We start from the raw sequence: 26,330 nt of genomic DNA, 5'->3' as shown, positions 1-26,330 counted from the left end.
TTTCGACATTTTTCTATCATCAAGCATAACAAACAATTCTAACCTTTTCCATACCCGACAACGCATATTTTTCTTTTCGACACGTCTCTATCTTTTTTCGACAAAAAACGACACAGAACGACAATTTTATACAACAAAGTTATTATTTTTTCAGTGATTTTTTTTAAAAAAACGGCTATACTTACTTATGCGATAAGGTTTTGGTTGCTAAGTCAGCCTCCCCACCGATTTGGAAACGGTGGGGCTTTTTTTATACCGTTTTTGTCGAATGTTGTCGAATAAGTGTCGAAACGCGTACAAGCATCGCGCACATTTGCGCTCTCGTCACAGGTTCATTCGGATGAAAATATGACGTTTTCGCAACGATCCCTCGTTCCGCTAACAACTGCACCGCTTTCCACATATCTTGTTGTGTTACATCTTGAAATGGGTAAACAGAACGAATCGGCTCGTTCTCTAGTTGAAGCGCACGCATGAGAAGTAAAGCAAACTGTCCGCGCGTCAGTTGCTCATGTAACAACGCTTTTCCTCCCGTTCCTTTCACAATTCCTTTTTCCGCTGCCGTTGCTACTAACAACGCATTCGTAGCTGTCAATGGCACATCGACAAAAGGAGCGGACAACAAAGATGGCACTTCCCAACCGAACAGGCGAGCAAGCATCACAATGCTTTCTCCGCGCGTTAAAGGGGTATTTGGACGAAACGTCCCGTCTTCATACCCGCGTATCATTCCAAGTTGTTGTGCCTGTAAAATATCGCTATACGCCCAATATGTTTTCTTTACATCGGAAAACGGCGTTGGTCGAATAGGAACAGCACGAACATCGGAAGCGATCACTCGTTGTTGTTCATCTGTGATGACAACCGCCACGTCTCCTTGTTGTTTCGCTAGATCAAACAAACGAAACGGCATCATCTCCTGATGAATAACGAATGAGTGAACAAGTTTTCCATTGATAAAAAGGTGACCATTTTTCCCTACAAAACGCGAAGACAAACCTAACATATACGTACGATTTTTTTCAATGGGCTGTCCCGGTTGTAAGTTCAGCCAGTCGATGTTTGACGGAGCCGATAACGCAATCGCTTGTTGCCATTGAATAATTCCATCCCCTGTGTACATATCATATCCGCGCCAATATACATCTTTCGCCGTCTTCCATATACGGTTGCGAAGTTGAAACGCATCTTCTTCTGGATACATTGCGCGCAATACAGCCAATAGCGCGGAGACGTGCGGAGCAGCCATCGACGTGCCGCGCATCTCCCGATAACCTGATGGATATGTGCTTATTAAAAAATCCCCAGGGGCGCTTACTTCTACGTCCCAACCATAATTCGAAATAGAAAGCGGCATTTGTTGTCGATCAACCGCTGCGACCGTAATGACTCCAGGGTAGCTGGCCGGATAAATATTTGTCGTTGGCATATGGCTATTGCCAGCCGCTGCCACAACATGCACACCACGTTTGACAGCTTCTTCGATGACCGCTTTTAACACTTCCGTTTCTCCTTGACCGGCTAAGCTTAAATTAATAATCGAAGCGCCTTGCTCAAGCGCATATTTGACCCCTTTCGCAATTTCAAAATCACCGCCGACTCCGTAACGGTCTAACACTTTAATCGGCAAAATATCTACCGGCGCATCTCCAATTAGTCCTGCTATTCCTTTTCCATTATTGACGCTAGCAGCTAAAATGCCTGTCACATGCGTCCCATGCCCAAACGTATCATCCGCATAGCGCTTGTTTTCTGCATAATCAACGCTTACACTATACAGCACATGATCGTTTAAATCTTCATGTTGTACGACACCCGAATCGACAACCGCAACAAGGACATGATTGACACCTTTCAATTCCACGATGCGCGGGCGATTCGTCCAATTTGGCGCCGTAACATATAGATGAATCGTTGACGAAGGACGGGGGATGAGAACATCAAGTCGAGGAAGTTCACCTTCGTTCTCCCCTAACGTCGCCCCTTTTTCATCTTTCACCTGTATACGCCATGGTCCTTCGATATGATCCACTGTGACAGAAAGGCGAGATAATGTTTCTTCACCAAGCGCGATGACGATATGTTCACCGAAAAACGCCTCTCCGTCATACACTTCTTCTCGTCCATCAACAATCATCGTTTTTCCAATGAGCCGGTTCACCGATGTCACTGTTGGAAAATGCCAACGAACCATCCCCAAAGACCATTGCTCCGAAAACAACGGGTCATTGACAGCTGCTCGCTTCATATCATTTTTCTCCATTTTTAAAACAAACGGCAAACGGGAAATGTGTTCTCGTTCTTCTTCTGTGACCACCACTTTCGCAAACGTTCCGACCGTATCTACGACGTATGATTGAATATCGGAGAAATTGGACGGATGCTGCACTTGCACAATCCATTCCTCTTTTTCATCCGCTTGAACGACAGAAGGAAATAAAAAGCAAACAACACATAGCCATAACCACCTGCTCACACTTGCCACCTCCTATGCACTTCCATTGTATCGCGTCCACTTCGACATGAATAGACAAAAACGGCACTTGTATAAAAGTAGTGAGTTAACTAAAAAATAATAGTTTTTTAACATTTTAGTGAAAAAATTTTATAGAATTTTGTTATAATTTAATAGAGTCATAATTAAGTAGAGGAGGAAAACGTATGCACAAAATGCAAAAACGGTTCATGCTCATCTGTATGTTAGTCGTTGCTTTTGTACTTCAACCGCAAACGTCAGAAGCAAGCGAACATGTAACGCGCGGGGAGTTTATTCAACAACTGATTACAACGCTTGGGGTCGATGTGAAAAGCGAGGTAAAAGACCTTCCTTTTACAGACGTTGACCCACAACTTGCACCTTACGTCGAAGCTGCCATTCGTCTTGGCATCGCAAGCGGAAAGACAGAAACGACATTTGCACCAAATGAAAAATTAACACGTGAACAAGCGTATGTCTTTCTCATTCGTTCGTTACAGCTTCGCCATCACTACGCAACGAACGTATTTAAATTGTACAAAGATGGAGAAGCGACAAAACCTTGGGCAAAACAATCGCTTGCTGCAGCACTTCACCTCGGGTTACTTCAAGGATATAGCGACAAAACGATTCGACCACAACAATGGCTCACAGCTGAGCAAACGAAAGCCATTTTAAAGCGTTACGAAACGAACATTGAAAAAATTACGTTTATTCATACAAATGACACACATGGCCGCATTATTGCGAACGAAAAGAACGGGGAAATGGGCTTTGCAAAAATCGCAAAAATCGTCCAAGATACACGCCAAAAAAATAAACAAACGCTACTTGTTGATTTAGGAGATACGTTCCATGGCACAACATACGTCAACTTAAATAGCGGACAAGCTGTCGTCGACTTAATGAACGCAATGAAATATGACGCAATGGTTCCTGGAAATCATGATTTCAACTATGGGCAAAACCGTTTGCTTGAGTTAACGAAAGCGGTTCAATTCCCAGTCGTTAGCGGAAACATTTATAAAAACGGACAACCGTTTTTGCCTGCCTATACGATTAAACAAGTCGGCAACAAAAAAATTGCGCTTGTCGGCTTAACAGCGACAGATACAGCAGTAAAAACAAATCCTGCTGGCATTGTCGGCATTACATTCGCCGATGAAGAAGCGACGTTAAAACAACTTGTGAGCGAATTAAAAGGAAAAGTAGACCACATTGTCGTCTTATCACACTCCGGTTTACAAACAGACGAAAAACTTGCGAACAACGTATCAGGCGTCGATGTCATTCTCGGCGGTCATAGCCACGATACAATTGAAGCGCCGAAAAAATTTAAATACGCATACGTTTCGCAAGCGTTTGAATACGGAAAAGCACTCGGACAAACGAATTTATTATTCTACAAAGGTAAACTGATCGGGGTCAACGGCTTCTTATATCGCGATCATACAACAAAACAAGAAGATGCCGCTGTCCGTTCCATCGTAGACACGTACAAAAACACGACAGATTCGACACTACAACAAGTCATCGCAACTATTGACGTCAACTTAGATGGGGAACGTGCAAATGTACGTACGAAAGAAACAAACCTTGGCAATCTCATTGCAGATGCGATGCGCCAAGCGCTACAAACGGATGTTGCCCTAACAAATGGTGGCGGGATTCGCGCTTCCATTCCAAAAGGAGATGTGACGCGCAACCATATTTTAACGACATTACCGTTCGCCAATACACTTGTAAAAGTATCTATGAGTGGGGCGGATTTGAAAAAAGCGCTTGAACATGGCGTGCGACTCTATCCTGAACAAAATGGAGGCTTCCCGCACGTGTCAGGCATTCGTTTCACATTTGATGCGACAAAACCAGCTGGATCGCGCATTACATCCGTTGAAATTAACGGACAACCGCTTGATGAAGCGAAAACATACACTGTCGCAACAAATGACTTCATCGCAAAAGGCGGTGACGGCTACGACATGTTCGCCGCAAGTAAAATAGAATTTGATAGCGGTGAATTATTAAGCACCGTAGTCATGAACTACTTACAATCACAAAAACCAATTCCAACAGTAGAAGGAAGAATTACTGTCACGAATCAATAAAAGACGTCCAACCGGGCGTCTTTTTTTACTTCAAATTCCAAAATACGTGACAAAAGGAAGGACTATGGTATAATACCATGGGAAGGAGTGGTTATTTTGTTTAAAAACATCATTGGATATGCACTCGTTGCCCTCATGATCTTTTCATCTATCCCAACAGCTACCGAGGCAACAAGTATTCGACCTATGCATATCCCAATTACAACAAACGGAAAAGCGATACAAACAGATACTTCGCCGATTATGGTGGACAATCGCGTTCTTGTGCCATTTCGAGCGATTTCTCAATCGATTGGTGCCAATATTTTTTGGAATGCCAATACAAAACAAGTGACCGTTCAAAAAAATAAAAAAGTGATTGTTCTTACCGTCCAATCAACAACGGCGACAATCAACGATCAAACGGTCACACTTGATTCCCCTCCAATTATTTACCGTGGACGTACATTCGTCCCTGTTCGCTTTATCGCAGAAGCGCTTGACGCGAACGTGCAATGGACCGGAAAAGAAGTGCGCATCTCTTGGTCAACTCTCCAAACAAGTACTGGGGCAGTGTACGTGAATCAAACGAAAGTTACAAACAACGCTATGACGGATGGGGTATATACATATGTTCCGTTAAAAAAATTGTTAACAGCGATCGATGTGAATGTTGATTGGATTGAAACAGAAGACACGATGATCGTTCGCTTATCTCGCGGACAAATGACAATTTCAGCAGGAAAAAAACAATTAGTCGTTGACGATTATGAAATTGTCGCACCGCTTGCACCAATTCGACTAAACGACGAATGGTACGTATCCGCTTCATGGGTCATGACTGTTTTTGGCGCACAAATGACTCGAAACGGAAATAACGATTTATTTTTCTCGATTCCTCGAACGACGTTTCGCAGTCCGTTACTGCCAATCGCCGAAACTTCAATTACTGTCCCACAGCACGTGACAACACCAAAAATGGCTGATGACCGTCGTCTATTAATAAGCGACAACCCAGAAGTGTTAACACCTGTTTCTGTGCCAAATCAGCAAGCGACGTTAGCACTTGATCACGTGCAAGGACAACAAGGAACGATGGACCATCGCGTATTTGGGTGGCACGTCAACAACTTAGGCACTCGCGCTACTGTCGCTATTATCGTTGACAATCGTTCTTCTAACGACATCATTGTCACGAATATAAAAGGAACGTCCCGAACAAGCCCAAACAGTTGGGGACATTACGATGTCGGTTTACCACTTGCCGAAACAGTACTGCGACAAGCTCTCACAACCGCACCAACAGTGAAAGTGAAAGCAGGAACGAGCGCAGTCATTCAAGCGTTTGATGTGTCAAACAATCAACTGCTCGGATTTTTATATGACTTCACCATTCAGCAAGAAAACGGTACAGGAGACTATCGCATTCGCACAGTCGTCACAGGCTCGTCAGCGAATTTCTCAACGATTTCTCCTACGCTCGCACCGCTTGATTCTTACGCGACTCACCCGCGTGGCGTGTGGAAAGGAACATCGTTAGAAGCCACGTTACCGACATATACAATCGATAGCGAACCAGTCGCCTACAGCATATCAAATGGAAAAACAGACCATCTTCTTTCCGTTGCCAATGCATTAAGCGACCCGACCGAAACGGTGCACAATCCAGGCCATTACGGCTTAACGTACCGTCTATCGCTTCCGATTCAAAATGAAACGGGGGAAATAAAAACGGTCCGCCTTCGCTTTAGCGCTCGCGGTGGCGCATATTGTGGAGCTGTAAAAGTAAACGGTGTCGTCTATGTTATCCCACCGCTTCAGCCATTTTCACAATCCGCATCTGTCGACTATATCGTCTTTTCAACTCAAGACGTCATCTCGCTTGAATTTATGCATGCAGGCGGAGCCGCACTGCCGCTAGGGGTTGAAGTTTCGACGGTGAAGTAAACGGAGGCTTCCGCATTGGAAGCCTTCCTTCTTTACATCAATTTTCCTTTTGTTAAAAACTCCGCTAACACCTTCGCCATTTCGGCACGTGTCATATGGCTTATTGGGTCAAAGTTTCCGCTATCCCGTCCTTGCATGATGCCCGCTTGATATACGGATTCAATCTCCTGTTTTGCCCATGTTGGTAGTTGTTTTGCATCGCGGAAATCTGTCACTTTTTTCGTTTTGTCTTTTGCTGTTTCATCATAGCCAACGAATGAAAGTTTCAATGCCCGCTCGATCATGACAGCTGCTTGCGCTCGTGTAATCGGCTCATCCGGTGCAAACATATGGGCTGTCTTTCCTTGAATGATCCCGAACTTGACTGCTGACGCTAATTCACCGTTCTTGTTAAACCACTCCGTTCCCTTCACATCAGCAAAGCGACCGTCATATGTTTCGCTCGGTAACCCTAGCGCACGTACGAGCAACACCGCAAATTGCGCACGCGTCATTCGGTCATTTGGTCGATATGTTGTGTCCGTCACCCCTTTGACAAGCTGTTTTGCCGCAAGTGTTTCAATATCACCTTTCGCCCAATGTGTTTGGATGTCGCTAAACGTATGTGTGCCTTCCACAACAACATACGTCGAGTTCGTCAACGATTTGATGACTGCTTTGTTCCCAACAAACGTTGTCGGTACTGGGGTCAGTGAACCGTCATCGTTCACGCGCACCGCAATGGCACGTCTAGCGTTGACTGATTGCTTTAACACGATTTCACGTTCGACATATTGCGTAAACCGGTCAATGACGCGTTCTTTTCCATTTGCTTTCGCCACGACATGAAACTCTACTGCATCAGACAACGGTTTCACACGTAGTGACGGCGCATCGTTCACTTTCATTTCAAGCGAGATGCTTACTTGTTCTACCGTTGCACCGAGTGACTGTGCAATCGTTGCAAGAGACGCTTGCACTTCTTTGACTGGCAATTTGTACGTCGCTTGTTCACTTGCGCTCACAATCGTCGCTTCCGATTGTTTATTTGCAACTTGTGTAAATAATGTAGCTGGCACATCTACTTTTGTGGCTACACCTTTTGTTAGTGAACCAAGAGAGACGACGACTTGTTTCTTTTCATTCGACAGTTCATTCACAATCGCTGCCACTTCATTTGTTGAAATCGCTGCCACTTTTTCTACTACTTTGCCGTCTTTTTCTTTCATCTCCACTTTCGGCTGTAAAACAACCGCTCCGTTCTCACCCTTCACTGGTGTTGTGCCACTGCCTGGTGTTGTGCCACTTCCCGGTGTTGTGCCACTTCCCGGTGTTGTACCACTTCCCGGTGTTGTATCTTCTGACAATACACCTTCGCGCAGTTGTTTTGTTTCGATATTTAACACGTAGTTTTTCGTATTTTTCGCAATGGCACCGCCATCATTTTTAAAGATGTCTGACTGACTTCGTTCAGACGGTTCAATATGGATAGCGGCTTCTTTTTGATTAGCTGCTGGTGTGAACGTGTACGTAAATGACATATCGTCTTGAATCGTGACACGTTCTTTATTAATCGTTAACACGCCATCTTTAATCGCATTTCCTTTAATCGTGACGCGTTCTCCTTCTTTTTTCACATCTTCGACAACGACAGGCATGTCAATCCAACGTAAAATATAGTCTTGAATGACCATTTTGTTATTGCCTTGATTGTGCACCGTTACTTTTAAATCCGTGCCAATCGCACCGTATCCGTAATAGCTAACATCATCATCCGATTGATCGTCACGTGTATGATCAGCTAACCCTTCTTGATCCCATGAACTACCTTTTACGTATTTATAAATAATCGTTTCGCCTTCTTGTAGCTCCGTTGTAAACTCCCAATCTGGCGTTACGGCTCCACCGCGCGTCATTTCCCATGCTCCTGTGTTCCAGCCGTTGATGCTGTTTGGAATTGTAATACGCGTATCTAACGGTGTATAACTTGGTGCTTTCACTTTAAATGTCACTTGAACCATGACAATGTCCGGTGTAATTTCCACCGCATTTGATGACACGAAGTTTCCAGCGCGGTCATACAACTTCACAACATACGTGTATGTTTTTCCGTTTTCTACATCGTAATCAGTAAACGATGTACCAACCGTTGTCGTCGTATGAACGACTTGACCGTTACGCTCAATGACAAGCATATATGCATCATCATCACGGTCAACGAACGACCATAATAAATTGACTTGACCTGATTCAACTTCTGGTTGAACGAGCTGAATGTCTTTTGCTGGTGCTTGTGTATCTTCTGTATTTGCGTTAAGCATAAATGTTTTTTCGTTCGTGTACACCCAGTCTCCACCCATATTTGTCGTAAATCCATAGCGATACGTGTACGTTCCCGCTTGTAATGGCGTGAAGGATGCACGGAATACGTTTGCTTCACCATCTTGACGATCATACACAGCTTGCACGTCTTCCCACTTGTCGCTATTCGGCTTTTTCACTTGTAAAATCGCTCGAAGACCATCAGCTAGTCCATGTTTCGTTACATCAGCCATTTGCACTTTTGCTTCAACTATAATTGGCGTAGCTAAATCAAGTACTCCATCGTTCACTTCGGAAAGTAAGGCAACGTGCTCTTCTGTTAATGGATAATGTGGTACAACGCGACTTGTTTCTACTTTCACGGATTCATTTCCATTTGCATCAACAGCTGTAATCGCAAAGTAATATGCGGTACCGTTTTTCAAATTATCGATCACAACAGTTTTTTCGCTCGTTTCTTTGACAAGCTGATAACCTGCACCTTTTAATGTGGATTGATAAATACGGTACGTTTCGGCGTCGCCTTCCCACGTAAGCTCGACTTGACCGATCCCCTCTGCCGCTTGCACGTTTGTTACTTTATTCGGGAGATCAACGGTTACTTTTCCAAATAACATTCGACCGTCCATCGCTGGAACACGTAACGTCACTTTTCCATTCGCCACAGTTACATCGTATGAATCGTGCAGTTCGTCTACAAGTTTTACTCCGTTCGGAATGAGTGAGGCGACATCAAGTTCGACCGTCTGTTCACTATTGCTACGGTTCACCGCAACAAGTGCCACATCATTTTCATATTGACGAGCAAAGACGTATACATCCCCTTTAGCATATACCGTCTCAATCGTCCCTTTTGCCAATACATCTTGATGCGCTGTACGAATAGCACCTACTTTTTGGTAATGTGCAATCAATTGCTGATCTTCACTTCCCCACGGATACGTACGACGATCGTCTGGGTCTTTTGAACCTGTCACGCCCGCCTCATCACCGTAATAAATGGTTGGCGCCCCTGGGTAGCCCATTTGTAAAATGGCCGCAAGTTTTAACCGCTTTTTACCGAGCTCTTCATTGTAGTTTGGATCAAGCTCGGCACGTTCATATGAATCTGTTCCATTTCCAAGCAAGAAGACCGCGCGCGCTGTATCGTGTGAACCAATTAAGTTCATAAGCGCATAAAACGCTTCTTTCGGATAATCTTCACGAATCGCTGTTAAACGTGCATCAATATCTTCCGCTTTTCCGTTTCGCAAAAACTCTAACACAGCTCCACGGAAACGGTAGTTCATAACCGAATCGTATTGATCGCCTAAGAAGTATTTGGACGCATCATCCCAAATTTCACCAAGAATTAACGGTTGTTCTCCGTCTTGAAGCGTCGGCCCGCGATCATAGTCCCCTTCCAACAACTCTTTACGAAACTCTCGCCAAAACTCTGTATCGACTTCATTGGCAACATCTAAACGCCAGCCGGAAGCCCCTCTTTTCAACCAACTTTTTGCGACGGAATCGTCTTCATAAAAAATGTAGTTCGCAAGCTTTTCGTTGTTTAATTCGCTCGCGTATGGCACTTTATTCCCATCAATCGATTTGAATTCTGGCAAACTATCAAATCCCCACCACGATTGATATTTATATACGCCGTTCACCTTTTCGTTTTCAATATTGAACCATAGGTGAAAACCATACGGGCTAAACTCTTGCCCTTCGTCTTTGAACTTTTGCTCAACTTGAGCACGTGCTTCTTGTTCTGATAATCCTTTTTCGTTCATTAAGTCATATACAGCTGACCAATATTCGTACGCACCGACTGTTTTATATTTACCGTATCGATCAAAGTAAATGGAATCATCTGATACGTGATTAAATACACCGTCCAAAATTAAGTGCATGCCGCGCGATGCAACCGCTTGCACAAATGACTGAAATTCTTCCGGTGTACCAAACATCGGATCGAGTTGTTTGTAGTCGTTCGCATCGTACTTATGATTCGATGGAGCGTGTGCAATTGGATTTAAATATATTGTATTCACCCCAAGAGATTGTAAATAATCAAGCTTTTGTTCAATTCCTGCAATATCTCCTCCGAAAAAGTCGTTCGACCAAATGCCGTCCCCATCATATCCAGCCGTTCCTTTCATGCGCGGATTGTCAGGAAGCTGAGACCATTCACGATGTTCAGCTGGTTCATTTCCTCGCGCATTCGATTTGGCATCGTCATTGTTTGGATTGCCATTAAAGAAACGGTCAGGGAAAATTTGATATACGACCGCATGTTTCATCCAATCTGGCGTTTGATAGTTTGGATCATATACAGTCAACTGAAACAATTCGGCATTTTTATCAACCGCCCGTCCCCATTGACCTTCTTGTGTATCCTCACCATATTCTGCTTTCGCTGAACCGTCCATCGCAATAAACTTATATCCATACAATCCTTTATCTTCTGGCGTAAACGTTGCTTCCCAATACTCATTATCATCGATGACACCGACTTTGTTCATTGTATATAACTTCGCTGTTCCTGTCGTTGTATTTTTCACATATACGTTCGCTTTTGTTAAATCGCCTTTTTTCGCTGCTAGTCGAAGCGTCACGCTTTCCCCTGCTTTTACTGCACCGAACGGTTGACGATATAGCGAATCCCATGTGTTATGCGTTAAACGATCTTTTTGAACCGCTCCATCTGAGCCAGTTGGGCTATAGTCTGTATATAACGATTTTTCTTTATCGTTAAAGAAAAACGTAATAGTCGCATCTTCCAATACGTTCAATTTCGCATTGTCTTGCGGATAGTTTTCGGCCCAGCTATTTCCTAATGTCACTTTAAATTCATACATCCCTTTCGGCACACGTGCCGTGAACGTATAAATAGAATCAAAGTTATCATCGACAAGAAAGGCTGTTGATGTTTCTGGTGTCCATCCGTTTACTTCCGTTTCATAACCGATCGCTGGCAAAATCGTTCCGACTAACCGCGGTTGCTTCTCTTTTGGGATTGGCGTATACCATGTAGAATCAGCAATCGCGTGCGTGCGGTCGTGATAGTAAAACGTCACTTCCGTTTCTTTTTCTAACGTCAGTGAAATATTGGCGCCCCCACGTCCACCAGCACCGTAATTTTCATCCCAGCTGCCGTTCATTGCGATTTTGTACTCATACGTACCGGCTGGAAGTGTTCCTGTAAACGTGTACAATCCATCGCCTTCATGCGTCATTACTGTAGCCGTCGCTTTTGGATCCCATTCGCCTGTATGTCCTAACTCATCTTGCAAGTTGCCAACAAGCGTGACAATACGTTGTTGTTGAACAGGCGAGCCGACAGTCACGACACTATTTTTCCCGCCATACCCATCATCTTCTTGATTTTTATTTAATGGATCCGGCTTCCAAGCCCCATCCACAACAAACTTGTACATATACGTTCCGTTTGGAAGCGTTTTTGTTACTGACCATATATGGTCACTTTCTTTTGTTAATTCAATCTTTTTGTCTCCGCTTGTTTGCCAGTCGTTAAACGATCCGGCTAAAAGCACAGACTGCTCTTCCCCTGTGCCGACATAACGGAACGTCACTTCATTCCCGTTTACAACAGGGCTTTGCACGTTTTCATTAGCGCGAACGATTGCACTAAATGAAAACAATTGCACAAGAAGCAAAAAGATTGAGAAATAAGCAAAATGCTTTTCCCATCTTCTCCCCACGATCTTTTCCTCCTCTTCTTAAATTACTTATAAAGCGAAACCGTTTGCACAAAGGGGTATAGTAAGGGGGTAACAAACGGTCTCACTTACCAATTATCGTACATAAAAATTTCGAAAATTTCAACAAAACTTTTTGGATTTTTTGTTTATTTATAATACTCTTCTTCCTCTCGTTCATCATGATCGTAAATCTGCTTCACATCCACACTATTCCACATCAACATCCCATTAGGAGGAGGTGATTAACCTCCGTCCTCTCACATCACTGTACGTACGGTTCCGTATACGGCAGTTGACACCCTCTTTTGTTCCACTCATGGCAAAGGAATATATCCATTGTAAAACTGCTTTTCTTCTATCTGTAGCAAATAATACAACATTAATTCTAACATGTAGTCCCTCTTCGCTTTGTCAACATTCAAAATCAATCCTTTATAGTCATGTTCGGAGATCAAACCGATTTTCCATTGTTTTTCGTAATAGTCTTGCTCTGACAACGTTTGTTGATACACATCATATGCATCTTCGTATTTTGCATATGAACGATCAAATTCATTGTATCGTTTAGCTAAAAATTTTTCTAGATTTTTCGCTGTCGCATTCAATTCAGCCTCTGCCATTTTTACATACTGCTCCATTTGTTGCTTCTCGATTTGGTTGGTTGCCTGTTCTTTTTTATCATTGGCTAATTTAAGACTTTCTTGCTTCTTTAAATAGGTGAAGGAACGCTGAAGAAGATTCTTCATATCTTTTGGCGCCTCAATCTTACGAAAAAAAGAATTAGGGATAGGTTGAAACATAACTTGCTGTGTCATCGGAATATTTAAGTCCACTTTTAGTTGGAACTCTAACATCACTCTTTCTTTCTGAACAGCTTCTAGCTCCTGCTTCCTATTTTTCCATTCCCGTTGTTTTTTTCTCAACTCGTCTTTACTCGCCTCTCCTATCTTGACCATTGCTTCTACTCGCTTTACGTCTTCAGCTAAAAATTGAATCTCTTTTTGTAAATAAGCGATTTGTTCATCGTATGACAAAATGGAAATATAATTTTTCGCAAGTTGATATCGAACAAACTCCTTGGCTTCTTGTTCATCAATTTTCGTTACGTTTTGGCTACTTTCTAATTCTTTTATTAGCGATGCTAACTGCTTTTTCTTTTCCTGTATATCTTTTTGTAAAGCCTTTAACTGTTCTTGAGAAGCTTGGTAGTTTTGCTGAATGATTATATTAAGCGATTGGTTAATAGCAATTTGAATAGCAATTTGTTGATCAATCACTTGTTTTTCTTCTTCAGATGCTTGCTCATAGTTTGGATATAGCGTCAAAAAGTACTCTCTCGTCGTTGGTAACAATTTTAACGGCTCTAATGTCGGTTCCTTTAGCTCATTTAGACTTTCACGAACAGCTTCTTTTTGTGCATTTAACATCGCCCACTTATACGTATAAACGAGAACATCGTTTGATTGCTTTACACCTTCGTCTAAAACATCATTCAATGCCAATTGTCTTGGGCTTACTTCACTTGCCTTTACATGCATAGGGAAAAGAACAAATATAAATATGAAAAAACATAGCTTTACCTTTGACATACCTTCTCCCCTAACTAAGCAATATCGTAATAAAAACAAAGGCGTTCCAAATGACATGATAAAAAATTGAAGTGTATAATGACTGCGTTAATCGATAAAGTACGACAGTAATTATCCCTATGACCGCACCATTTACAGGATAACTGAAGTGTGCTAGCCCAAATAAAATAGACGATACAATAAGCCCTACATAAAAATGATACTTTTTCTCCAAAAAACGATGGAGAACACCGCGGAACAAAAGTTCTTCTTTAATTGGCGATACAAGGATAACGGCTAACCCTATCAGAACGAAATCGAGGGTACTTTGTGCTCCTTGCAGCCCCATTACTTTCCCTTGTGCTTCCGGGTTTTCAAATCCAATCACACGGAATGAAAGAAATTGCATCACAAATGTCACAAAAATCGCCAGTATGATATACAAATACGTTTTTCCTTTATAAATTGCCTTTTTGTCAAAACTTCCTTTAAGAAAGACACGAACTTTTTTAAATAAAAAGAGGACAGCAACAAACATAAGCGCATCAAAAAGGAGCCCCATATACCCTTCAAATATATTCATAATTCCTTCATTATTTGTTACACCACCAATAATGCCAAAAATAAAGCCGACCGCAAAGGACATTCCAAAAAACGAAAGAAAAAATAAAATCATTGTTTTCCATGACAACACATCTTCTCTTCCTTCTATAACTGATGTTTGTTCTTGCTCCTTTTGCAGTAATTCACTCATGTTTCCACTCCTATTCTTTTAAATTTATCTTTTCTAAAAGATAATGCAAAATTTTTTTCGAATCTGTAACAACAATTGCTTCTGCTTGCATTCCAACTTTAATCTTTGCTTTTTTTCCTTTATAACTTTGCAAACTTTCATTTGGAACTGTTGCTTCCACGATATAGTAGCTTATCCCGTCCTCTGGATTAACCGTTGAATCTGTGCTTATTCGTACAATTCTTCCCTCGATCTCCCCATATTCTCGATATGGAAGAGCAGCAAAATGATAGTTTGCTTTATCACCGACTTTCATTTTGCTTATATCTTTATTCAGTACATAAATGATCATTTTATATTGGGACTGTTGATCTGGAATGACCGTTAAAATCGGATCATTGGGGTGAATAATATCTCCCTCATTCACGTCCTTTATAATATTAACAACTCCATTAATCGGTGCAATAATGCGATAGTTTCGAAGTTGAACTTCAATGTCTTTTTTCTTTCCTTCAAGATCTTTCACTAGCTTTTCCTGTTGCTTTATCGCTTCATTAATCTCTACTAGTTTATCTGTCTTAAATTTTGCTAATGAGATTTCCTCCAGCTCCTGCTGCAAAGAAATTTCTTGATATAGCGATTTCGTTTTCTGCTGCAAGTCGTTTTTTAATAATTGAATACCTTGTAACTGTGGTTCGATTGTATTCGCATTTTTCAACTTTTGTAATTGAATAGTGAGTTCATTCAACTTCTGCTTATTCCTCTCTATCTCTAACCGAACCGATTGTAATTTTCCGTTTATATAATTTTCCAAATCCAATTTAGCCATTTCATACTCTATTCTACTCTGCTCAATTTTACTTTTTGGAATGTATTGTTCGCCTAAAAAAACGAAGCGATTATACTCATCTTTCTTTTGCTGTAACGCTTTTTGTAGTTTGAAAACCGTTTGGTGAAAGTCTATGTATTGATTCGCATAAACTGATGTAGCACTCGCTACATAATTTTTATTTTCTAAATAGCTTTTTTCAAGACGTTGTAAATTTTGAATAACATCACGCAACCGTTCTGTTTCTTCGTATAACGATTGGATAGTGATTTTCTGCTCTCTCTGCGTCGCAAAAAGTACTTGTTCTTTTTCCTTTGCCTCATTTTGTGAGCGATGCAACTCTTGTGTCTCTTTCATTAATCCTAATCGAATTTGCCTCAGTTCACCGCTCAGTTTCTCATAATCTACAACATACTTCATGTACGCTTCGTAATAGTCATTGTTATTTTTTTTAAATAAATTCCTATGTTGCTCGACGCTTTTTTTAAACGTACGTAGCTGCTCCAATTCTTCTTTCGCTTGTTCAAATTGTTGCTCAACCACTTGTTTTTGAACATCAAGTTCGCTTGCATCTAGTTCAATTAATACATCTCCCACCTGTACTTTCTTTCCTTGTACATAGTTGACACGCTTTACCTTTGAAGATACAGACGTCTGAATTGTACTAACGTTTTCGTTTGGTCGAACAACAGCTTTCGCTTTCGCAACAACATCCATCTCTCCGAAGTAAGCCCACAATATAAGTGAAATGACAAACAAACATAACAAAGAAATGAAAATAGGAACAAACGGATGCGGTTTAGCTTCTAATAGCTCCCTACTATCCGTTAACTCACTTATCTCTCGTATATAAACGTTCATTTTTCACACCCTTTACATGAGTACCGATTGACTGGATTCATATGGGATTTGATTTTTCCATAGCTCATAATACTTTCCTTTCATACTCATCAATTCATCGTGTGTTCCGACTTCAATAATATGACCGTGCTCCATGACACAAATTTTGTCACATCTCATAATCGTGCTTAAACGATGGGCGATAATGATAGTCGTTATCTCACTGCAATATTCATAAATCGTTTCAGATATCGCTTTTTCTGTTGTCGAATCAAGATTGCTCGTCGCTTCGTCCATTATTAAAATATCAGGCTTTTTTAAAATCGCTCTTGCGATCGCTAGACGCTGTTTTTGTCCGCCAGATAAATTAGACGCGTTTTCCTCAAGCATCGTTTGATAACGTAACGGCAGTTGATTAATAAATTCATGGGCATGACACGCTTTCGCTGCAGCAATAATTTCCTCTAATGACACTTCTCCCTCCATCCCTAAACATAAATTTTCTTGAATCGTTCCACTAAAGAAAAAGTTTTCTTGCGGAATATACGCAATTTTTCGTCTTAATCTTTCTAAGTCCATATCCTTAATATTGATATCATTAATTAAAATATCTCCTTTTTCATAGTCATAAAACCGCATGAGCAGTTTCACAAGCGTTGTTTTTCCCGATCCGCTTTCACCGACGAGTGCGATCTTCTCCCCTTGACGAATGTGAAGATTGATATTTTTCAATACAACTTCTCTCGTTCCGTAACGAAATTGTAAATCTCTCATAACAATGTCGCCTTTTAAACTTTCCACTTTTATTTTTTTCTCTTCATTGTTTGATTTCTCGATTTCTAAATCTAAAATTTCCCCTAATCGATCTGCCGCAACAACGGCTGATTGAATCATTGGCTGTAAATTAATTAAATTTTGAATTGGCTCAAGGAAATACGCTAATAAAGCGTTATAGGCAATCAATTGTCCAACCGTCATATTTCCTTTTAGTACCTCATTTGCCCCAACCCAAAGAATGATGATTCCTCCAACAAGTTGCAAATATGTTTTTAATGATGATTGAAAATTGTTCATCATCCCGTGCGAAAATACAGTCTTTAGAAACGAAATAAACTTTTGCTCTGTTTTAAACTTCGCTTCTTCTTCCGCATTATACGCCTTTACCGTCTCAATTCCGTTCATTGACTCTACAATATAAGATGTTAATTCCGCATTTTTCTCCATTTCTTTTCTATTGACATTTTCAAACGGTTTACGGAACGCCCATACAATCAACGCATATAACGGAACTAACAAGGCCGTCACACCGAACAGAAACGAATTTTGTGCATACAAAATTGCACCACCGATGATGACCATAAGCGTGTCAATCATAATTGTCAACGTGGCACCCGAAATGGCATCTCGAACTTTGGAGGCATCTATTAACCTTGAAATAATTTCCCCTACTTTTCTCGTATTGAAAAAACTCATCGGGAGCGACAAAACGTGGTGATAATATCCTAAAACAAGCCCAAGATCTAACTTTTGGCTTAAATAAATTAAAAGATATGTACGAAATGCGTTCAACAATACTTTAAACGTATATAAAACAATCATGCCTATAGATAAAATATGTAACGTTTTTTGGAGATTTTCTGATAAAATATCATCAATTAAAAACTGAAAGTAAAAAGAACCGACAACTCCGAGTATCGTGAATAAAACACTCGCTAAAAAAATTTGCAGAAGAATGCCTTTTTGCGGCTTAAGCATGCCAATGAAACGCTCAAATAATCCTTTCGTTTCGTCTCTTTTTTCAAATGTCGGGGCTGGTACGAGCAATACAAGAATCCTCGTCCATATTTGAAAAAACTCCTCAGGCGACATTTTCTTTAACCCTTCGGCCGGATCGGCAATAACAATTTCTTTGTTTGTAATTTTATGAATGACAACGTAATGCAGTAGACTTTGATTCACAATAACATGAGCAATCGCTGGCAATGGAAAAGGTTGAAAAAGGCTTTCTTGATTCCCGCGAACCCCTTTGGCTGTAAACCCAAGCTGCTCTGCAGCTTTAATTAAACCGTATAAATTCGTTCCTTGTTTATCTGTGCCAGCAACTTCCCTTATTTTCGATATCGGCACTTTTAAACCGTACTGTTTGCATACCGTAGCCAAACAAGCCGGACCGCAGTCTTTTATATCGTGTTGTTTGATGCAGTAGTATTTGTTGAAAAAAGAAAGCATAGTAACTACACCTCAAAAAGTTAAAAAATGAAAGAAGAACATTTATAAAATCACATACCATCCCTCTTTATTATCTTTACTGTTTCAAATGCTAAAAATCCAAAAACTATCAATCCTATTACGATCATAAATGTATTTTGCACTTCATTCGATTCATCAACGATTCCTTCTGGAAGCAGTCCATCAATACACAGCAACGAGAACAGAAACAACTCAAAAATAAAAAAAGGGATATAAATCTTTTTTTTACTCACGTAATAAAAATAAGCGATTAAACAAAACATAAAATAATTCGCAAACGCCAATGGATCCCAGATCCTTAGAACAATAACGAAAGCACCTAACAGGATATTAATAAAAATGATGATCATAACAAAAATGTGCGTATTCCCTTTCAACGATAACTCCCTTTCTTCCTCTACTCATGGTGCTTAACTAACACCATGAATAGAGGAAACTAAGAATTTATTGAGGCTGTTTATCCATCATATCCAAGATATCCACCAACAACTGCACCGACAACTGCACCTGCCACAACTCCCCATGGACCACCCAGTCTTCCAAATCGGACCCCTTGTTGCGCTCCTCTGACTGCTGATGCTACTATTGGAGATAGCGTTCCGGCGCCAATAACTGCATTAGTCCATGAACCGCGTCCACCATCTATTTCTTTTAATTCCTCTTCAGAAAGAAAGGAAATAGAACCGTTTTTTTCTAACATTAACTCCATAGTAAAAACAACCCCTTCCATATTTTTTTGATCTTAATTTTCAAAAGCATTGTTGTGCTATTCCCTGATCATTTTCTCCTATTAGAAGAGTCAAGAAGAACACCGATTGCATATGCGACTGCCCCATAATGTGCACCTACAAATCCTCCTGCGGCTGCGCCAAGCGGACCTCCAAACGATCCACCAATTACAGCTCCAGTGGTTCCAAATCCAGATACTACTCCTACCAAATTAACAACATGTGATTTCCATGACCCACCATCAATACCTTGCAACTCAACATGATTCAATTCTTGGAACATTCTCATCCATCCTTCTAATTTGTTTTTTTCTTCATATACATAAAAAAAGAAATAGAAAATGCCAAAAAAGAAACTATCAATAGCACTATTTTTTTATCTGAAAAACCTTCTTTGTTAGAGAATAAAGGTATTCCATGAACTATCATCTGTATAAAAAATACGATTACAAGCAATAAATAAGTTTTTTTACTCACCTCTGTCACTCTTCTCTAATTTTTTTATATTCTCAATTTTAAGTAGCGAATAACAGTAAAATCACCATATTAATTGGTATACTTGCAATTGTAAAGATCCCGATATACTCTTTGGGATTTCTCCCCCTTTTTTTAGTCAAAAAAAACTCTAATCCTAGGTTACTAAACGTGATTAGTATAACGAGCCACATAAAGAGTATTTTATTCCCGTTATATAGTGAATTTACAAAAAGAGGGGAGAGAAGTATAAGAAACGTCAGTTGCTGAAAACTTCCCCTTGAAAAAAGGCTTATTCCTTCTTTTTTAATCATTTCAAACAACCCGCCGCAGCCGAAGCGCCCAACCATGCTCCCCCTACGAAAGTACCAAGCACCCAACCTACTGGTCCACTTACACCAGCAAAGGTCATAAGCCCTGTAAACGCCGCTGTATGAGCAAATGCAGCAACAGAAACTTTTCCGCAAGCACTAATTCCTCCATCAATTGATACTAGCTCATCAGCTTTCAACTCTTTCATGACTCACCCCTCCATAATTTCTAGATTTATGTATACGACACCATTTTATCCCCATCACCCCAAACTGTAAAGTACTAATTTTTTTAGTACCTTTCCCCTTAAAGGAAAATAAAAGTTATTAAAGGTAAATTTTTAAAAAATATATTGAACTTTCTTGTAAGTCATGCTACCATGAAATCGTCATTTTTTACCTTTCTGTCAAAGGGAAGTGAGAGTATTCGTAAGTGGATGGCACATTCATTAGATCGAATGGGTTTGTATTTATTACATCGTCAAAAAAGTCAGCAGTCGCAATTTACGCGTTATGATCGATCACTTCTTGAACAGGCAAACTGGGATATCGTGTATCCGACACCTGACGTACCAGAAGTTCACTTTGAGCATATGCATAAACAAATGAATTATGAAATTCAACGTTTTTCATTTCAAAGTCCAATGAAATTCGGGAATGAAATAAATGATCGAGTTCAAGGAAATGTTTATTTCCACTCTTCTCAATCTCCTATTCACGTTATTGTTGTCCATGGTTGGAGAATGGATCAATGGGAGAAAATCAACCGATTGTTTCTAAAACCTTTCAACAAATCGGGATTTCATATGTGGCAGATGATGCTTCCTTTCCATTTTGATAGAGCGTATTCCTCATATAGCGGGGAATATATGATTAGTGCAAATATAGAACGCTCTATTTTTTCGGTTAGGCAAGCTGTCATGGAAATTCGCTCACTTATTCGCTGGATTAAACAAAACAAAGGTGGAAGCGTCATCTTAGTCGGAGTAAGTTTAGGGGGGCTAATGACGAACCTAGTCGCTACCGTCGAGGAATATGCTGATGCGGTTATTTCTATTATGTATGCCAATAGTTTATCCTATGCTGTTTGGCATACACCGATTGGGAAATACATTAAGCAAGACTTGCAAAACAATGGAGTTACTTATGATATGCTGAAAGAATATTGGGAAATTCTCGAACCAATTTCCCAAAAACCGAAGATCGATCGAAATCGTATTTTATTCATTGCCGGACGATATGACCAATACGTCCATTTTGAAGATGCCTTAGCGTTACAACAAGCATGGAACATCTCAAACTTTATTTCTTATCGTTGCGGACACGCTGGCATTATTTTTCACCGAAAAAAAATTGCCAATGATGTGTTGTCCTTTATTCACCGTACACTTTCACTATCTCCAAGGAGTGTATGATTTTGCTTCTATTATTCGTACTGTTATGGATTGGTGGAGCGATTGTTTTACTTATAGACCATAAAAATTCAGCCTCAAAATGGGCAAGCGTTATTGCTTTTGTCGGTGGTTTCGGTGGATTATCTGTTGTCATCGAAGAAAATATGATGCCGTACTCCGCTTCCTCTACCGTCGTAAAGCTCATCGTAGATTTACTATCATTCATTTGCCATTATGTAACACCTTATGTGTTTCTTATGTTTTCGATTACATATTCTGGACTTTTTTCGTTGATTTATCAAAAGCGATTAACATACATTCTTTTAACACCAATTTTATTTATGGCAATAAAATACCCGATATATCCAATTTCTGTCCCTTACCACATCGCATTATGGTGGGTAGCACCTTATATTGTATTTGGAATATGTCTTCTTTTGTTGTCTTATATAAAGGAAACACACCCTATATTAAAAAGAAATCGTTTCTTTACAAATCTTATTTTTATTCCTCCAATCTCATTTGCATTAATAACAAATTATATTTTACGTGCTTTCGGCGATCACGATAGTTGGCGCTATAACACGGATATGATTATTATTTCTTTTAGCTTTTTTATTGTTTCCTTATTCAAATATGGGATATTGCATATTCGTTTGAACATTCATCGTCTATATTGGAAGCAATCGATGCAATCTATATTTATTGGAACAGCAATGCTTAACCATAAATTAAAAAATGACATAAGTAAACTTCAATTGTTTTGTCGTCGGATGGAACAATACGCCAACGAGCAACATGATAATGAATTGCTTTCAAACATTCAAAATATACAGGAGGTTGTTCAACATTTACAAGCTACACTATCCAAATTCCAATCAAAAATCACCTTTCGTTCGTCCGAGAAGAAACGTGAAAACATGGAAGAAGTTATGGAGGAGAGTATTTCATCAATTCGTCACATGCTTAATCAAATTCAAATCGAAACGAATTATGACTCGACTATTATCCTTTATTGTGATAAGCAACAATTTAAAGAAGTATTTGTGAATATGATATTAAATGCAATCGAAGCGATGCCAAACGGGGGAACCATTAAAGTCCATTTTCAAGAAAGCTTTCGCTATCATATCATACAAATTTCTGATACAGGAACAGGGATAGACAAACAAACGTTGCCACATATTTTTGAACCGTTTTTTACCACGAAGCGAGCGAAAAGTAAAAATTATGGAATCGGTCTAACGTATTGTTGCTATGTCGTTCAACAGCATGGCGGATTTATCGAAGTAGAGAGTGAAAAATGCGGAACAACATTTTCACTGAAATTTCCAAAGTACTCTTTTCTAAAGTAAACGGGGGACAAAGATGCGTAGTACTATTCGTGTATTACTTATCGAAGATGATAAAGACTGGATTCAAATCATTTCTGAAGAATTAAATTGCTATCAAGATATTAAAATAATCGGTATTGCACATTGCAGTGAAGAAGCATTGAAAGCGATAAATAAAAAAGACGTGGATGTTGTGCTAATGGATATATTTTTACAAGATAATTGTGACGGCATCGAATTAACTGCTCAACTATTGGAAATGAAAAAGGAAATAAAAATCATTATGCTTACTTCTTCAGATGAAGATACAATCATTTTCCACGCTTACACGGCAGGAGCGATCGACTATGTCGTAAAATCAGAGTTTCATGAAATTATAGATGCTATTCGAGCCGCATACGAAAATCGCTCTCCTATTCGTCCAACGATTGCACATAAAATAAGAAAAGAATTTTGCAAGTTAAGAAAAAAGGAACAAATGACATGTTCCTTGACGAAAACTGAAATTTCCATTTTAAAACTAATCGATCAAGGATATACTCAAAAAGAAATCGCTAATCATTTAGTGATATCTATACAAACAGTAAAAAACCACGTAAGTCGAATTTTAAAAAAGCTAAGTGCGAAAAACAGCAAACATGCTGTATGTAAAGCGAGGGAAATGGGATTTCTTTAGATCATCTGTGTAAACAAACAAATAGCATCACACCATGACCAAATGCACGACTGGTTTGTGTATAACAAAACATTACTTTTCCCTTTCCACCACACAGCTGATTTGATGGATCACTACCACGTCTATCGTTTATTGCGCCAATACCGAGAGAAATTGACGGGAGACAAGCGTCAAATCGTAAGGGAATGTGAAAGCAATGACTTAAGGTTCTTAAGGTTGTCTACTAATCGCTCCAACATGCTCGTTGTGTGTTCAAAAGAAAAGACGAACAACAACGGTTGGAGGCTCGGTCGTGTCCTTATTCGATTGCGCGCTATCACAAAATCGCTCGTCAAGCGAACAAAAGAAATCGTTTCCTCACAAATCTTATTTTTTATTCCTCCAACCTTATTTTACTCTATAACAAATTGGCCTAAAAATGCTCTTAGTTTTGAGCAGATTCCCTCTCGATGAAACCTATTCGACAAACTTTAAAAGCTTAGGGTATTTTCTATGTATTTTGGTCACTTTTCAACATCACTTTACTAATTACGTATATAGAAAACATTCCTCATATCTCCATCCCCATAACGAAAAATACGTTTATTCGTTGATTATTTCTTCATTTCCTTTCGTACATGGTAATTTAGGAGAAGCATAGTCCCGAAATGCTCGTACATTACTGTTTTAAAGTGTATGCACGGTCACTAATTATCATATTTAAATTCCCCTTATTTTAATCATTATTATTATTCTTTGTGTAATATATAAATATTTTTTTCGTTCTTTTGTTCATATTGACTTCTTGTTTTGATTATAATAAAATAAATAAAGGAGGGGTTTCTTCAAAATAAATAAAGGAGGGGTTTCTTCATGAAGTTCGCTTCCAAATCTGAAGAAATTAAATTTTATGTGCTTGAGTTTCTAGCTGATGGTCAAGAACATTCAAGAGAGGAGATTAAAGAATATGTGATGAAACGAGCTAGTCATGGGGATTTCACAGAAGGAACATTTGCCGGAAGTTTATATGACTTGACTCAAAGAAAAAAAATTGAATCCGTTAGAAGAGGGGTTTACCGTATAAACGATATAAGAGATCAAGATGCTCATCATAAAGATTATGATACACAAAAAGGAACTCTGCACGACAAATGCGTTGCAATCTTGAATAATACCATTAAAGAACTGCGTCAAACAGCCAATGAGATTGACATCTTGGATGTTAGCCAAGAAGATTTACGCCTAATCGCACAAATTAAAGAGGTCATCTCAAGTTTACAGCGACATATTCAATCATTTGAGAAATAATAAAGTGGTTTTAAAAAACAGTCAAAATTCCATTAAAAAAGTTTTCTGGATGGGGGAACGAAAACATGATTCACTTATTTGACACCATTCACACATGAGAAGAGAAATAAATATGCTTTACGGAAAATATCTTTCTACCATCGCGAACAGCGAGTTTGGCGATTGCATAGAAACCTCCAAAGCAAATAAGTGATTCATCCCCCATACATAACTTTTTTTCTTTCTAGAATAGGAGGGAATTGTCATGAAGCCGCAAAAAGTTGGCGTAATAAATGAACAAGTCATCCGAAAGCTATGTTTAAGCATGCCAGAAAACATGCCCATCGTGCTTAGTAAAACGAACATCGAACACATGAAAAATAAACATCCGAACCACTTTGAAAAGTATTTTAAATATTTATCAAATATTTTATCTGATCCTGACTATATAGCCAAACATCCTCAAAACAGATCAATTCAATATATCAAAGTATTCGATTTTGAAAATAAAAAGGACTATGTTTTAGTAGCGGTCAGAGCTAGCAAGAATGGCGTTTTCTATGTTCGATCTCTTTTTATCATGTCCGATGAAAAGGTAAAAAAGTACGTAAAAAAAGGGGCATTAATCGAATACAAAAAAGGATAAGAAGCCATAGCACGTGACAAGCTATGGCTCCACCATATCGGCAAAGCTTTAGGCGGGGTGGCACTCCCGCATCTCCAACAAGGGCGATGGCTGCCTGTTCCATCCTCTGAAAGCTTTGACTGAATTTAATTATACACAAATTTACTTGCTTTTATTATACATAAACTCCTTTTATTTTTCAACTGTGATATTACTGTAGGATTGAGTCAAGAGTTTGTGGGAGATTTTTTCTATCTCAAATGAATGGATATATATGATTTTATCAACCTGATTTTTGTAATAATTCCCTAACCCTCTCCTCCTGCTTTTTTGCTTTTTTAAATCCCTTTCAACGCTTCATATATAGGCGTTCCACATGATTGCTGGAGATGAAAAATATTACCTAATGCCAACTCCACTGTTCCTGCATTCTTGACTACCTTTTTCACGAGTGTAGATCGCTCTGTCTCTCTCTTCCTCGACGACCACCTCTCCTCTCCACGTCTGAATCGTTAACCCGTCTTTCACAGCTACCATCACATGTAAAAACGTTCGAATCCCTTCTTCATACCAACTCCGTCCAGCTTTTACGCGCTTCGCAAACACGTGCATCGTTCCCTCTGCACTTCCCATCGGGCGATGGGTCTCCACCGTTGCTTGTAAAACAAGTTGGCGAATCATTTCATGGCTCATCACCGCATAGCCTACTATCTTTTTTAGCGCTTCGGCCGCTTGGAAATACGAAGGATCCGTCACAGCTAATTCGATGGCGGTTTCCTCCAATAAT

At 39.8% G+C, this 26,330-nt stretch carries 17 protein-coding genes and 1 pseudogene; 7 read left to right on the top strand and 11 right to left on the bottom strand.

Annotated features, from left to right (window positions below; genetic code table 11):
* Positions 1-250: 250 nt before the first annotated feature.
* The gene (locus tag K1I43_RS08475) at positions 251-2,476 is read right to left on the bottom strand and encodes a S8 family peptidase (protein WP_019417530.1); all 2,226 of its coding nucleotides are present in this window, start codon (positions 2,474-2,476) and stop codon (positions 251-253) included.
* 185 nt (positions 2,477-2,661) lie between these two features.
* On the opposite strand from K1I43_RS08475, the gene K1I43_RS08470 reads away from it, so the two are divergent.
* Together K1I43_RS08470 and K1I43_RS08465 are read left to right on the top strand one after the other, a co-directional pair.
* Entirely contained in the window at positions 2,662-4,584 is a 1,923-nt protein-coding gene (locus tag K1I43_RS08470) for a 5'-nucleotidase C-terminal domain-containing protein (protein ID WP_012576097.1), read from the top strand.
* Between the two features lie 87 nt (positions 4,585-4,671).
* Positions 4,672-6,510 (top strand): stalk domain-containing protein, encoded by a 1,839-nt coding sequence (locus K1I43_RS08465; RefSeq protein ID WP_012576098.1) that lies wholly within the window; start codon positions 4,672-4,674, stop codon positions 6,508-6,510.
* A 32-nt stretch (positions 6,511-6,542) separates the two neighbouring features.
* Here the strand turns inward: K1I43_RS08465 and K1I43_RS08460 are convergent, their stop codons facing one another.
* The 8 genes from K1I43_RS08460 to K1I43_RS08425 all read right to left on the bottom strand — a co-directional run bounded on the left by K1I43_RS08460 (position 6,543) and on the right by K1I43_RS08425 (position 20,457).
* Positions 6,543-12,515, bottom strand: coding sequence for a pullulanase X25 domain-containing protein (locus K1I43_RS08460; RefSeq protein WP_220382644.1), 5,973 nt, complete (start codon positions 12,513-12,515; stop codon positions 6,543-6,545).
* 314 nt (positions 12,516-12,829) lie between these two features.
* Complete coding sequence (locus K1I43_RS08455; protein WP_019417533.1) at positions 12,830-14,104, bottom strand: TolC family protein; 1,275 nt, start codon at positions 14,102-14,104, stop codon at positions 12,830-12,832.
* A gap of 10 nt (positions 14,105-14,114) precedes the next feature.
* Complete coding sequence (locus K1I43_RS08450) at positions 14,115-14,837, bottom strand: CPBP family intramembrane glutamic endopeptidase (protein WP_012576101.1); 723 nt, start codon at positions 14,835-14,837, stop codon at positions 14,115-14,117.
* A gap of 10 nt (positions 14,838-14,847) precedes the next feature.
* The gene (locus K1I43_RS08445; protein ID WP_019417534.1) at positions 14,848-16,506 is read right to left on the bottom strand and encodes a beta-barrel domain-containing protein; all 1,659 of its coding nucleotides are present in this window, start codon (positions 16,504-16,506) and stop codon (positions 14,848-14,850) included.
* A gap of 12 nt (positions 16,507-16,518) precedes the next feature.
* Entirely contained in the window at positions 16,519-18,714 is a 2,196-nt protein-coding gene (locus K1I43_RS08440; RefSeq protein WP_019417535.1) for a peptidase domain-containing ABC transporter, read from the bottom strand.
* Positions 18,715-19,192: 478 nt separating this feature from the next.
* Positions 19,193-19,444: a class IIb bacteriocin, lactobin A/cerein 7B family gene (locus tag K1I43_RS08435; RefSeq protein ID WP_035066086.1), complete on the bottom strand. Its 252-nt coding sequence runs from the start codon at positions 19,442-19,444 to the stop codon at positions 19,193-19,195.
* 68 nt (positions 19,445-19,512) lie between these two features.
* The gene (locus K1I43_RS08430) at positions 19,513-19,746 is read right to left on the bottom strand and encodes a Blp family class II bacteriocin (protein ID WP_128713019.1); all 234 of its coding nucleotides are present in this window, start codon (positions 19,744-19,746) and stop codon (positions 19,513-19,515) included.
* A 501-nt stretch (positions 19,747-20,247) separates the two neighbouring features.
* Positions 20,248-20,457: a Blp family class II bacteriocin gene (locus K1I43_RS08425; RefSeq protein WP_012576108.1), complete on the bottom strand. Its 210-nt coding sequence runs from the start codon at positions 20,455-20,457 to the stop codon at positions 20,248-20,250.
* A gap of 228 nt (positions 20,458-20,685) precedes the next feature.
* On the opposite strand from K1I43_RS08425, the gene K1I43_RS08420 reads away from it, so the two are divergent.
* The 5 genes from K1I43_RS08420 (at position 20,686) to K1I43_RS08400 (ending at position 25,564) form a co-directional block, all read left to right on the top strand.
* The gene (locus K1I43_RS08420) at positions 20,686-21,663 is read left to right on the top strand and encodes an alpha/beta hydrolase family protein (protein WP_019417539.1); all 978 of its coding nucleotides are present in this window, start codon (positions 20,686-20,688) and stop codon (positions 21,661-21,663) included.
* Positions 21,660-22,997 (top strand): sensor histidine kinase, encoded by a 1,338-nt coding sequence (locus K1I43_RS08415; protein ID WP_012576110.1) that lies wholly within the window; start codon positions 21,660-21,662, stop codon positions 22,995-22,997. Before K1I43_RS08420 ends, K1I43_RS08415 begins: the two co-directional genes overlap by 4 nt.
* A gap of 13 nt (positions 22,998-23,010) precedes the next feature.
* Complete coding sequence (locus K1I43_RS08410) at positions 23,011-23,652, top strand: response regulator transcription factor (RefSeq protein ID WP_012576111.1); 642 nt, start codon at positions 23,011-23,013, stop codon at positions 23,650-23,652.
* An 852-nt stretch (positions 23,653-24,504) separates the two neighbouring features.
* Positions 24,505-24,939 carry a hypothetical protein gene (locus K1I43_RS08405; protein WP_012576112.1) on the top strand — a complete coding sequence of 145 codons (435 nt, stop codon included), beginning with the start codon at positions 24,505-24,507 and terminating at the stop codon, positions 24,937-24,939.
* A 244-nt stretch (positions 24,940-25,183) separates the two neighbouring features.
* Positions 25,184-25,564 (top strand): PBECR3 domain-containing polyvalent protein, encoded by a 381-nt coding sequence (locus K1I43_RS08400; RefSeq protein WP_012576113.1) that lies wholly within the window; start codon positions 25,184-25,186, stop codon positions 25,562-25,564.
* A gap of 378 nt (positions 25,565-25,942) precedes the next feature.
* On the opposite strand, the gene K1I43_RS15685 is transcribed toward K1I43_RS08400, so the two are convergent.
* A complete protein-coding gene (locus K1I43_RS15685; RefSeq protein WP_238148445.1) occupies positions 25,943-26,236 on the bottom strand; it encodes a UPF0236 family transposase-like protein in 294 nt (97 codons plus the stop codon).
* An 18-nt stretch (positions 26,237-26,254) separates the two neighbouring features.
* Positions 26,255-26,299, bottom strand: a pseudogene (locus K1I43_RS15865) (hypothetical protein); the annotation flags it as partial.
* Positions 26,300-26,330 lie beyond the last annotated feature (31 nt).

Source organism: Anoxybacillus sp. ST70 (assembly GCF_019553625.1).
Taxonomy (GTDB): Bacteria; Bacillota; Bacilli; order Bacillales; family Anoxybacillaceae; genus Anoxybacillus; species Anoxybacillus gonensis.
Note: the sequence above shows the minus strand (reverse complement) of the source record. Positions and strands in the feature narration are given on the sequence as shown.